Source organism: Bacteroides sp. ZJ-18 (assembly GCF_011038705.2).
Classification (GTDB): domain Bacteria; phylum Bacteroidota; class Bacteroidia; order Bacteroidales; family Bacteroidaceae; genus Bacteroides; species Bacteroides hominis.
Genome location: NZ_CP072198.1, coordinates 294,269 through 306,732 on the forward strand (window position 1 = coordinate 294,269; position 12,464 = coordinate 306,732).

A 12,464-nucleotide genomic window follows, 5' to 3' on the forward strand; every position below is an offset into this window, starting at 1 on the left:
TAAAAGTTTATGAAGAAGATGTTGCCAAAGTTGCTTTCAATATGGATCATATAAAATACACAGAAATAGATTCTAATGAATTAATATTTTTAGTTCAACAGTTGATTGGGCGAGTCACTTACTCAACTGATATTTGTTTTAAATTATAGATTCCATAAAGAAAATCAGTCTTTCAATTTATAGAAAGCAATAATCGGATTATCATCCTCTCCCATTTCATCAAGAAGCTTCAGCAGTTCGGTCTGCTTCTCAGGGAACTTGACCTTAGCTTCAGCGATGTTGCGCCTTACCTGATCCAAATTATCCGGAGTGATTGCGAAGTGAAAACAGTTTTCACCTACATTATAGAAGGCTTTGAACGATTGAGAACCGTCAATATCATTCGTTATACCCGGTGCATCGAGTATCATCCAATAATGAGCTTTAAAAGGAGTTTGCTCCCAAGAGTCGATCTTCTCCGTTTTTTATCATATCGGCTGAACCACAACCTTTTATCAAACCAAAATTTTAAAAAAAGAAACTCTTTAGCTTCATAAACACTTTGCATCAGAATAAAATCTCCCCAACCATAATCATGAGTAGGATCATATCTTTCGGAAGGCAATTTATATTTTCCAAGAGAAAGATAGTAACGAGGAAAAATAGAATCACAAGTAATGCCGTAGATCGTATCATTAATAAACGAATAAACGTTACTTCTTCCACGATAGAGCCAAGAGGGATCAGAAGATAACTGTAAGTTTTCCTTATCACCAGAGGATAAGTAAGGGATTTGCTCCATCAATGTCTCCCCTTTTCCATTCGCAACACAAGCGCTTATGAATGTCTTTCCATTATCAGGCGAATAAACAGTACCGGGATAATAAACCAAACAATCTCCCATCACATCGATAGCCCAACTAAAAAAAACAGGCCATTTTAAAGGAATCTCCTTGACGAAGCTATTATCCCGCATATCATAGACTGTCAGACTGCCATTACGGCTGAACGGATAAATAAATACCAAACTATCACTGACTGTGAAAAAGTTAATATTAGCTATCTCTCCGGGGCCCTGACCTACATGACCGATTTTACGGATAAACTTCCCGGTAGTATCAAACATCATGACATGGTTCTGATTTCTTGAATAAATAAAGACAAATCTCTCCGTCCGCATTAGCTGCTTTATATTACCGACTAATATATTATCCTGCGTTTCCAGCTTCACATACTCCACATCTTTTACGATGTCACTCAGCAATAAAGGCTTACCGCAATCTTTCAGGTTGTTAGCAAGATCAATATCTTTAAAGGTTTCCTCAGCCGGTAAAGCGTTATCATCCACCATATCCGGAGAAGAAGGCTTGCTGCCACAAGCAGCAAGAAAAAACAATACCAAAAACAATGCGATATAATCTAACTTCATAGGACGATAATTTATAGGTTACTAATAGTTGGATTTAAGTTTCCCAATCATAAGAATGTCATTATCATTTTCGTGTAAACTATTTCTTAGATTAGTGACTCGTTTACGTATTTCAGGCTTTAAATCAGTTTGGGCAAGAACTTTATCTAAAGCATCCATCAGTCCAAGAGGTTCGTAAGAGATACAGACATAACCGTTCTGCATTACCAAATAAGGATAAGATAAACCTAAAAGAGGATCAGTAAAGCGATCAATGCGCCGTACATTGCCATCTTTTTTCGAAACGCAAACATTAAATGTAGTCAGACGGACGGGAGAAGCACTTGAAGAAGTATTATTAGGATATAATGTAACACGTCCCCAATAGCTTTGGGGTGTTTCATATAAAATAGTCGCAACTCTTCGATTTGCAGCAACAACATAATCTAATGTAAAACAAGGTATTATTATATTCCTTTTAGTATCATAATGATACAAGGTATCAGGACGAGTACGTAACCCCGGATCTTCAAATATTGAAAAAGAAATCGCATCCACATTCCGACATGCCACTAAGCCATTACTGTAATCTCCAATTAAACCGTAATGATTTACAGGAATCCGATGCACGATATCACCCTCCCTATTTTGCACCCAGCACACATTGTTACTAATTGCAAAATTGGAGTTCTCATTCTCAGAAAATGGCAAACCCACTACAGTTACATGCTTTTTATCATGGTCCATCCAAATACAAGGCTTATGTACTATTTCCTTGAAATGGATAGCTTCATCTGACAGATAATTCCCCTTCAGGTCATAGGTAAGTATTTTATTTGCTCTTCCTGAACCTAAGTAAATACGTTTTTGCTTTTCATCTATCATACAGGAATGTATCGTTTTGTACTCTCCAGGACCCTGTCCTATACCACCAATATCCGCCACGTATTGACCTTTACGCGTAAACAACTTAATAGGAGATATAGCGTCTGGATTCAGCAAGATATAATTATCTGTCACAAAGATCCCAAACGGATAAGTTTTAACAAGAGCCTCATCCCTATTCTCTAATTTAATGACTTCATATGACTCCACTAAATCACTCAAAGACATCACTGTCCCTTCTGCTTTCTCCACCATGTGCAAATCGACAGAACGGAAAGTAGAATCTTTTATTATATCCCCCTCTTTGGGTACAGATGAAGAGCAGGATGCAGACATTGCAACCGAAAAAAGAAAGAGAAGCGGGTATAAAAGGTATCTTGTCTTCATATAAAAATAGATTTTGGCTGAAAGTAAAAAAACTACTTTTCATAAAGCATACCGCAATATACGAATTATTCGTAGAATGTCATTCTTTCAAGGACATGTTTATTAGCACTATTAACAAGATTACCAAAAAGCAAATGGTTCTTCAGAAGTATTAGTAATCAATTATAACGCTTACATTCAGAAATCTTTCCAATCATCAATACAACGAAATCTACTTTTCTTGTTTCGCAATGGTAATTGCCTCCTCATATGCGGTATCTATTTTTTTCTTTATATCATTAATTTTAGGTTCCACGGTATAATCTACACGCACCCCTACTCGTTGGGTAGGAGTAAAATCAGGATAATAGATTCCTATTCCAGAATAGATTGTCCTGACTTCTCCGGGAAATGTAAAAAGTGAAATATTCCCATCTGCTCCTGAAGTGGAATTACCCACAGTTATCGTTCGTGGATTCATCTGTAGGGCCATAGTTGCATATTCAGAAAAACTTCGCGTCCATTCATTGACTAAAACTATGATTCTACCTTTAAAATAATCTTCACGCCCTATCCTGCCTGAAGAAGAGCGACAGTACCTCAACATGCCAGGGAAACGAGTATCAGGATATGTAGTATATGCAAAAAAAGAATTAGGAGGTACAAACAGGTCAGTTAATGGCCAAATTATATCAGTATCAGGATAAGACCTCATATCTAAAATAATTACAGATGCTGTTTTAATTGCATTATAATTATCATAAATATTATTAGCCGAAGAAAAGCGTAAATTCAAATATGCAATTGTATCATTTACCCAATGATACAATGTCTGCTTCTTATGCTCCCTGTCATAAGTCCGTTCATTTTGAAATAAATCATACGCCTTATAATTTATAGATTTAATTGATAATGTATCCCTCTCTCGTAAAAGAGTAAACTCTGTTACAGAATCAGATTTCGACAAGATGGCATTACAAACAAACATTTGGTCTGACCAATAGTTCCCTCCACATACAAAGTCCCTCAAACTATCAGCCAGTTGATGAGTCTTATGACCATCTATCTGCAGAACTACATCACCTAACTTAAAAAGCCCTTGATCATACTCCGCAACCCGAATCTGACTAATCACAAAGGTATCATTAATAAGACTCATTCGAAAATTAGGGCGGTATGCCCCAAACATATACTCATCGATTGTCGCCGGATAAGAAGCATGCGTATCTTTTAAACGATTTGTTAAGCGACGTATTTCCATATGGTATTTTTTAGGTGAATCGGCAAGCATAAAACGTTGTATAGACTCGTGGAGAACTCGATCCCAACTATCATCTATATAATTTTTATATACATAAAAGTAATTTATGATATTCCAATAATCAAAAAGTCCCAATAGACGCCTATCTGTTTCAGGAAAAGTAGAATGTCCTGCTTTGTCAATAAAACTAATGTTTCCTGTAGATTTATTAAAAACATAACGATTTTTCCGTCCGGAATGGGCATAAAATATATCTTCAAGGGTTTTCTTAATACTCATATTTAAACAGATAGTATCACTCATCCAGCCATTATTGATCAGAGCATAATCATTGATATCCGGATAAGGATTCTTTTTTTTCAAATTGTGGTAAAATCGGAAACGATATTACCCTCTCCAAAATAGAATGATATTCAATTTTTGAATCAGATCGTATTACTTCAGAGATATTGGTAAGTAATAAACTATCTATTTAACTGGTAGACAATCTCATATCCTCACGATAATACTTTATGACCCCCCAAATCTTACACAAATAAAATAAACGGGCATTGACATCAAAAGTAGAAGGAATAAAAGTCTCATTTTTAGACTTTTCCTTTAGTATAGGATCAGTATATGGATTTATCTTTGAACTGAACTTAAAATACAATCTCAATGACTGGATATATTCATAAGTTGGAATAGCAAACAATACCACCAGTATTACGACAATTACATATCTTTTCTTTATAATTTTTTTCATCACCAATGTTATTTTCTCAATTTAAGTAATACTAATATGGGATTATCTTCTTCATCAGCATTTGCTACAATTGCTCTCAGCTCATCTTGCTTTTTTTTGTTCAGAATATCAGGGTGGGCAGCAAAATATTCTTCTGTCAGAATCTCTTTCATATCGGAAGGATTCACGTATGCAAGCCAATAAGTTCCGCTACTACTCACAGATTGAGGATAGAAAGGAAGTCCCCCATCAATATCATTCTCAAAACCTTGGGCTAACGGAGTCCCTCTTTCATTCAAACAAATAGTCATTGGTATTGAAAACCCCTTACCTATATACTTGTCATAGCAAATAATGTAACACTTCCCCTGGAAACGAATTTCAATAAAAAAGAAACGTTCTGTCTCAAAAGCCTGGTTCATAGAAATATATGAATGATTAAAACTACTTCCACCACCTTGCGACCAAATTTTACTTATATCAGGACGATGAGAGCCATAATTCAAGAAATAACGTGGAACGAATTGCTTATTCCGGATAGTATAAACTGTATCCGAGGGGGCACCTCCACTGTGAGTTAATAAAACTACATCCTTATAGATACTTATACCGGGTTGTGAAATACCGGATTCAAGTCCTTCCAAATCTCCATACGGTTCTATCGGGTTAGCTGTTTGCAAGGAAGTACGCCGACAAAGGCTGTCTAAAAGTACATATCCATAGAATAAACGCTTTTCCTTTCTCACTCGCAATGCACGGGATGTATATGGTATCCCTATCCCCCAAAGAGCATGATCATAATAAAAAATAGTCTCGGTAAACAAATCGATACCCATAGGAGAAGATTCACGAATCACATGTCCATTGTAATCATACGTAATTACATTGTGTTTATAAACTGTCTTAATATAAATCAGCTTATCCTCGCTGTTTACACTAATATTGGCAATCTGTTTGTACTCTCCGGGACCCTGCCCTATTCGTCCGATCTGATTCACAAAATGGCCTAACGTATCTACTGTAAACGCATAAAAGGGATCATTCAGAATAAATAAGCAACTTTGTTCATCGTACTCCAAGCCACTTAAATAGCGTATATAGATATCTTCGCTTTGATTTTTTATAGGAATATAGAAAACATCTTCCACAAAGGAACTCAATTTTATGCTTAATGACTGGTTACGCATACAGGCCTCCAGATCAATAGTAAGCGGATAGTCTACTTCTTCAGAGGAAGTTATTTCTTCATTAAAAACAATTTCTTGTCTTTTAGGAGAAGAACAGGAAAGTAGAAGAAAAAAATAGAAAATAAAACTATATCTTATCTTCATATAAAATAGATTTTAGTTTAAAGCAAAATGCATACTGTTCAAGAAGCATATCGCAATATACGAATTATTCGTAGAATGTCATTCTTTTAGGGATATGTTTATCAGCACTATTAACAAGATTTTCAGGTGATGAATGGGGTACGAGGTTATTAATTTCTTATATGTACGTGTAGTTAATATCCTTCCTGCACGAGTTAACTTTATTTGCTCGTACAGGGAGGATACTAATAGAGTATTCTACTGGTTATTAACCTATTAGAAAGGAGATGCAATAAACAGATAAAATCTGTCGATCGTGTGAGATAGAATGGAACTGACGTAATACTTACTCTGATAAGTACAGAAGAATGATGATCACCGGAAAAGTTTATCGATCTCTTCTTCTTTTATGGTAGTCAATACCACACGACCATCCGGCGTATAGTTAGGCGAAGGACAGGCAAACAGATTATCGACCAAACTGACCATCTCTTCATTACTCAGCACCTGCCCATAGACAATGGCAGCCGCGCGGGCAAGGGTCAACGCAAGGATATCCTGAATTTCTTCTTTGACATCGTTGCCTTTCTCCATAGCGGTATGCAACATGCTGCGCACCAAATCGACCGGATTCAGTCCGTCGATGCCTGAAGGTACTCCGTTAATGGCATAACTGCCTCCACCAAGATCGCTGAGATCGAAACCTACCGCAGATAAATCGTCCATAATGTCTTGCAATACGGCTGCCTCAGAAGCCGGAAATTGCAGGATTTCGGGGAAGAGAACGCCTTGTGAGAAACCTTGTTTCTGCTGAATCTGGGCACGATACCGGTCAAAGAGCACCCGAACATGGGCCCGGTGCTGATCGATCAGCATCAATCCGGACTTTACAGAAGTAAGAATGAAACGTCCCTTGAACTGCAAGTGCTGGGTCCCCTTCTCCATTATGGCCGACTCACCGGCATAAAGAGTTGCAGGAGCGGCTGTAACAATACTTTCCTCTTCAATTACCGCAAATTCTTCCGGTTCGGGATCGGGTTCGGCGAAAGGCTGATTCATCTTACTGGCTTTCTCAAGACCACCGTACAAATCTTCCCAGTCCACTTTCGGACGGGAGTAATTGCCACCGCCGGAAGAGGGCACCGAAGGTTTGAATGGATTGAAATCGGAGTTGAAATGCACCTTAGGAGGCTCAGGAGGCAAGTTCTGTTCAAATGCAGGGATATCGGGCATGTCTTCCGTATCGAAATCGATAGAAGGGACGGCATTGAACTTGCCCAATGACTCTTTTACCGAGGCAGAAAGAATCTGCCAGATAGCCTGTTCGTTCTCAAATTTGATCTCTGTTTTGGTAGGATGGATATTGACATCGATGTTGGCAGGATCGACTTCAAAATAGATGAAATAAGAAATCTGTTCGCCTGCGGGAATCAACTGTTCGTAAGCATCCATCACCGCTTTATGGAAGTAAGGATGACGCATGTAACGGCCATTCACAAAGAAATACTGATGGGCACCTTTCTTACGGGCTGTTTCGGGCTTGGCCACATAACCTGAAACCTTCACCATCGTAGTGTTCACTTCCACACTGAGCAATTGCTGATTGAGCTTCTTACCAAAAATAGAAAGAATACGTTGCCGCAAATGGCAGGCGGGAAGATTGAACAGTTCGGAGTCATTGCTATACAGTGAGAAAGCAACCTCAGGATGCACCAGGGCAATACGTTCAAATTCGGCCAGAATATTACTCAACTCGGTAGAGTTGGCCTTCAGGAACTTACGCCGGGCAGGAATATTGAAAAAAAGGTTCTTAATGGAAAAGTTGCTTCCTTTGGGACAAGACACTGCTTCCTGACTCTCCACTTTGGAGCCCGCAATGATAATCCTGGTCCCTAACTCTTCGGATTCGGGACGAGTCTTCAGCTCTACCTGAGCAACGGCGGCAATGGAAGCCAGCGCTTCACCACGAAAGCCCATCGTGCGAAGAGCAAACAGATCGGATGCCTCGCGGATCTTTGAGGTGGCATGCCGCTCGAAAGAGAGGCGTGCATCGGTTTCGGACATTCCCTTACCGTCATCAATCACCTGTATACAGGTCTTGCCTGCATCGGTAACCAATACATGAATATTTTGTGCCTCAGCATCGATGGCGTTCTCGACTAACTCTTTGATGACAGATGCCGGACGTTGTATCACCTCTCCGGCAGCTATCTGGTTGGCAACCGAATCGGGTAATAAATGAATGATATCGCTCATAATAGATTTAGCTTTGACTGATTAATTTATAGGACTTAAAAAGACCAGCTACCGGTCTGCAAATAATGCCATAGAAAAATAAGCAAGGCAATGATAGCCAGAATGACACCCAAATGAGCAGGCTTACGCCCACTCTCCTTACGACGCTTCAGATGTGTGGTGCCTTCGATGAACTTTCCGCGAATATCTTCCGGAGAAAATTCTTTTTCGGGTAACATTCCCAAATCACGCTTGGCATCTTCTTCCATTTTCGTCAATTTTTCTTTCCGCTCGTCCACATAGATATATTGATGATTGAATCCACGCGGCTTTCGTACATTGAACATTCCCATAGCTATTTCATATTAATTATTTCACGTTTAGGACCACTGATGACCTTGCGCTCTGTTTTACGTAAAGCCTCACCTGCCTTTTTCCCTCTCCAGTTGAAAATGTCTTCCTTATTCAAGGGACGGACATAATCAAACCAACTGAAAGTGGGCAATTTCATTTTGTCGGGCGGAATCTGATCCATTGGATAAAGCACGCAATTAGACTGAGGACTCATAACCATTTTTTTCATTTTTCTATCTCTAAGAAACAAATTAAGCAAACTTGTTTCAGAGGTATTCATACCAATCATCGTACTGTCCTTTTCCTCGGGATAATAAATTAATAGTACATTCCCTATCACATCTATTTTGCGTGCCTCACCCTCGGCAAAGTAGGCTTTGATCTCTTTTCCTGAGATCTGATTAAAATGAATGGAGTCTTTCTGTTCCACCGTGAGCGCCTGATTGATGATATGAGCCCAATCAATCGTACTGTCGTTCATATATACCTTAACCTCTTCTCCCAGCAGTTGTTGCCCTTCGTTCCAAATAATAGGATCGCGATACATGGTAAGGCAAGAGTCTTTCGTATTAAAGACCAAAGAATCGCAAACGCCTTGCAGATCAGCGCTGTACATACGTACCTTATGAAAAGCGCGCATCTCACGGAAAAGGGAGTCGGTGTCGAGATTATAGCTATTCATCAGTAACGTATCGGCATGCATAAAGAGGCTGTCACCCCGTGAATAATCCACGGCAACAGCTCGCTTGGTGGCAAGAGCATTCTGCTTCAACTCGTCATAATAACAATAATCACCGGTAAGCATGTTCTTATTGACAGTGTCGTTCATCTGGACATTATCGAACGCCTCACCATAACCCGCTTTACGGTCATAGAAAAGGCTGTCACCGGTCAACTTCTTACCTTCATTGGTCAAAACCGAACGGTCGAGCAGTTCGGCTTGTCCGGAAACGGTATTGTAAATGCCCCGCTCGGAATAGATATGGTTCTGATCGCTGACAATATTGGAGGGTCCCAGAATGGTGGCAATCTTAGTATTCGTACTATACTTCAGGGTGTCGGAAGTAAGCACGAAACGGGGATTCACGAGCTTGACATCATGGTTGAAAACAGAAAGTTTAGTGGCAGGACTGTACTCACCCCAGTCGGAAGTCAACACATTTTCTTCATCCATCAACGTACCCCCATCAAAATAGTAACCCAAATTGTACAAACGGTCATAATTCAGGCTGTCTGTCAACAAGGTAGTATTCCGGTTGATCATTTTCACATTCTCACGCAGTTGCGCTATCTGAGTCATGCCGTCATAAAACAAATAGTCACCATAGATGAAAAGAGTATCTCCCTGCTCCATACGCACATTGCTGAATGCTTCGAATGAATTCGTTTTTTCGTAAATCAAGGCACTGTCACAATACATGTACATGCTGTCGTGACGCAACTTGACCGAGCCAATCAACACCTGTACATCAGGGCGGGCCAGTTTATCAGCTTGTCCCTGATCGGCATGGAGCAAATCGACACGGGTCTTTTTATTTCCCGTTGGCTTTTCCGGTTCAGCCTTCTTCTCCTGTTGTGGCTTCCTGTCGTGCTGCGGTTTCTTGTCCTGGGCCACCAGAAAACATACGGCAAGCAGGCATAGAATACCCGCTAAGAGAAATCTATGCCTGCCGTGGAATTTATGTTCTTTGTTTAATCTAAACATATCAAATCAGGATCAGTCTTTTTTAATCCAGCCCGGATATTTAAAGTCACAACGCTGCCATGCCGGATTAATACGCACATACGTATGTTTTTGTTTTTCAACAATCCATTTTTGCAACGCCTCTTCACGACGTTTGTCGAGCACAATTTCTTTCAGGTTCTGGTAGTCATCGGTGATAGTGGCCTTGTGTCCATTGATGCGTGCCTTCAGCTTAACAATAGCACAAACTTCCTTACCATCTTTGGGGTTGACCATAGTGAAGGCTTTGGAGATCTCACCGATATTCATCTTATCTACCACTTTAGCTATCTCCTGCGGCAAATCCTGCATCTCGAATTTAGCAGTCTGATTCATCGGATTCTGCATCAGACCGTGATTGTTGCGTGTGTCTTTATCCTGAGACAAAGCAGCGGCTGCCTGATCGAATGTAAACTTATCGCTACGAATATCGTTGGCAATGGAGTCAAGACGTGCATTGGCTTCATTCAACTCCTTATCCGATACTTTGGGCTTCAACAGGATATGACGGGTATTGATACGGTCGCCACGTTTCTCGATCAACTGGATGATATGGAAACCATACTCGGACTCTACGATCTTAGATATCTTCTTGGTGTCCTGCAAGTTGAAAGCGACATTAGCGTATTCGGGCACCATCTGGCCTTTACCCATAAAACCGGTTTCACCACCTTTGATGGCAGAACCGCGGTCCTCGGAATACAACAGGGCAAGCGTAGAAAAATCACTTTCGCCCTTATTGATACGGTCGGTATATTCACGCAAGCGTCTTTTCACATCCTCTATTTCAGAGATGGGCACTTTAGGTTGCTGTGTGATGATCTGCACCTCTACCTGAGTAGGGACATAAGGGATACTGTCCTGAGGAAGATCCTTAAAGTAGCGGCGCACTTCGGCCGGAGTCACTTTGATATCACCTACCAGCTTCTGCTGCATTCTCTGTACAATCAATCCGTCACGGGCATTCTCGCGCATGGCTTCGCGGATCTGCGTAGAAGTCTTGTTAAACTCAGCTTCCATCCTTTCTCTGCTACCCAAAGCCTGAATATAGTTATTGATCTGATAATCGACACGCTGTATCACTTCTGATTCAGGAACTTCGATACTATCGAGCACAGCCTGGTGCATATAAAGTTTCTGTACCGCCAACTCTTCGGGAATCACACAATAAGGATCACCATCAAACTTACGCCCCTCATACAAAGCGGCCAGTCGTGCTTCTTCCACATCGGACTTCAGGATGGCTTCGTCACCAACGACCCAAACCACTTCGTCAATCACATTGTCCTGCGCATAGGATGCCACGTTAGCAACCAGTGCCAGGGCAAACATAACAACAAATTTAAAGTTCACAAACTTCTTCATTCTGTGTATTTAATAATTTATAATCTTCTTTCTTTTTACTGCACGTTCGTACAAGTCGTCCTTTACTTGTTTCATAAAATCAACCCGCTTGATATTGACAAGCATATCTTTAACTTTCGGTTGGGCAAACTCGTAAGGTTCCTGTTCGCCTGCCACACGAAAATCGCTGATATTCAGAAAATAGTAGAATGCCGTATCTTTCAGTTCGATATGACGGTTCTTATCCATATAGGCTTCCGGGGATTCCGCTTTCAACGGGATCATATCAAGTACATCGGCTACCCGCACCCATTTATCATAAAAATACTCATACTTCACAGCATTCTGCAAACTATACTTCTCCAAATGCTCAACGGCATCCTGAGTCTCCGTCTTATACCACTTACGGACATTTCCCAGTTGGGGAGCGGTAAGGGGAACCTTGATAAACAGACCTTTCATCAACGGACGGTCCAGTTTAAACAGTTCTTTGTTCTTTTCGTAATAGTCTGCTATTTCCTGTTCGGGGATCTCGCCCGACAATTTCTGGCTGATTAGTTCTTGTTGATAAGTATGCATGATCAATGCTTTCCGGTAATTTGCGACCAACTTATCGATTTCGCCGTTGTCGGGAATATTGCTTTGCGCCTGGTTAAACAACAAAACATCTTCAACCCAGCTACGAATGTAGTGCTCGGCGAAAAGAAGACTGTCATCTTTCGACAAACCGGCGGGGAACACGGCCTGAAGGTCCTCTTTGTACAAAAAGTTTCCATCGACCTCTACCAAAGGAGTCTGTCCTTTGTGATCATGCTTGTCAGTACACGACACACAGAAAAGGAGAGAGATTAGCAGAAGGCCCGTTTTTCGCATTG

The 12,464-nt window shown here is 40.5% G+C and carries 8 protein-coding genes and 1 pseudogene; all 9 read right to left on the bottom strand.

Annotation, left to right across the window (positions count from 1 at the left end; translation table 11 throughout):
- Window positions 1-164: 164 nt before the first annotated feature.
- The 9 genes and pseudogenes from G7Y45_RS01270 to G7Y45_RS01310 all read right to left on the bottom strand — a co-directional run bounded on the left by G7Y45_RS01270 (window position 165) and on the right by G7Y45_RS01310 (window position 12,462).
- Window positions 165-1,408 (bottom strand): annotated as a pseudogene (locus G7Y45_RS01270) (6-bladed beta-propeller).
- Between the two features lie 21 nt (window positions 1,409-1,429).
- Entirely contained in the window at window positions 1,430-2,659 is a 1,230-nt protein-coding gene (locus G7Y45_RS01275) for a 6-bladed beta-propeller (protein WP_165016995.1), read from the bottom strand.
- 211 nt (window positions 2,660-2,870) lie between these two features.
- Complete coding sequence (locus G7Y45_RS19885; RefSeq protein WP_234058723.1) at window positions 2,871-4,262, bottom strand: S41 family peptidase; 1,392 nt, start codon at window positions 4,260-4,262, stop codon at window positions 2,871-2,873.
- Between the two features lie 390 nt (window positions 4,263-4,652).
- Window positions 4,653-5,954, bottom strand: coding sequence for a 6-bladed beta-propeller (locus G7Y45_RS01285; RefSeq protein WP_165016993.1), 1,302 nt, complete (start codon window positions 5,952-5,954; stop codon window positions 4,653-4,655).
- A gap of 354 nt (window positions 5,955-6,308) precedes the next feature.
- Window positions 6,309-8,189: a DNA mismatch repair endonuclease MutL gene (mutL, locus tag G7Y45_RS01290; RefSeq protein WP_165016990.1), complete on the bottom strand. Its 1,881-nt coding sequence runs from the start codon at window positions 8,187-8,189 to the stop codon at window positions 6,309-6,311.
- A 35-nt stretch (window positions 8,190-8,224) separates the two neighbouring features.
- Complete coding sequence (locus G7Y45_RS01295; RefSeq protein WP_005782322.1) at window positions 8,225-8,521, bottom strand: hypothetical protein; 297 nt, start codon at window positions 8,519-8,521, stop codon at window positions 8,225-8,227.
- A 2-nt stretch (window positions 8,522-8,523) separates the two neighbouring features.
- Window positions 8,524-10,227 carry an OstA-like protein gene (locus G7Y45_RS01300; protein WP_165016988.1) on the bottom strand — a complete coding sequence of 568 codons (1,704 nt, stop codon included), beginning with the start codon at window positions 10,225-10,227 and terminating at the stop codon, window positions 8,524-8,526.
- A gap of 12 nt (window positions 10,228-10,239) precedes the next feature.
- Complete coding sequence (locus G7Y45_RS01305) at window positions 10,240-11,610, bottom strand: peptidylprolyl isomerase (RefSeq protein WP_005811273.1); 1,371 nt, start codon at window positions 11,608-11,610, stop codon at window positions 10,240-10,242.
- 9 nt (window positions 11,611-11,619) lie between these two features.
- A complete protein-coding gene (locus G7Y45_RS01310; RefSeq protein ID WP_005811274.1) occupies window positions 11,620-12,462 on the bottom strand; it encodes a peptidylprolyl isomerase in 843 nt (280 codons plus the stop codon).
- Between the last annotated feature and the right edge of the window lie 2 nt (window positions 12,463-12,464).

Excerpts from the sequence above, each read along its gene's own strand:
- G7Y45_RS01305 (WP_005811273.1), bottom strand. The coding sequence starts at position 11,610 with ATGAAGAAGTTTGTGAACTTTAAATTTGTTGTTATGTTTGCCCTGGCA.
- G7Y45_RS01295 (WP_005782322.1), bottom strand. The coding sequence starts at position 8,521 with ATGGGAATGTTCAATGTACGAAAGCCGCGTGGATTCAATCATCAATAT.
- G7Y45_RS01275 (WP_165016995.1), bottom strand. The coding sequence starts at position 2,659 with ATGAAGACAAGATACCTTTTATACCCGCTTCTCTTTCTTTTTTCGGTT.
- G7Y45_RS01300 (WP_165016988.1), bottom strand. The coding sequence starts at position 10,227 with ATGTTTAGATTAAACAAAGAACATAAATTCCACGGCAGGCATAGATTT.
- mutL (WP_165016990.1), bottom strand. The coding sequence starts at position 8,189 with ATGAGCGATATCATTCATTTATTACCCGATTCGGTTGCCAACCAGATA.
- G7Y45_RS01310 (WP_005811274.1), bottom strand. The coding sequence starts at position 12,462 with ATGCGAAAAACGGGCCTTCTGCTAATCTCTCTCCTTTTCTGTGTGTCG.
- G7Y45_RS01285 (WP_165016993.1), bottom strand. The coding sequence starts at position 5,954 with ATGAAGATAAGATATAGTTTTATTTTCTATTTTTTTCTTCTACTTTCC.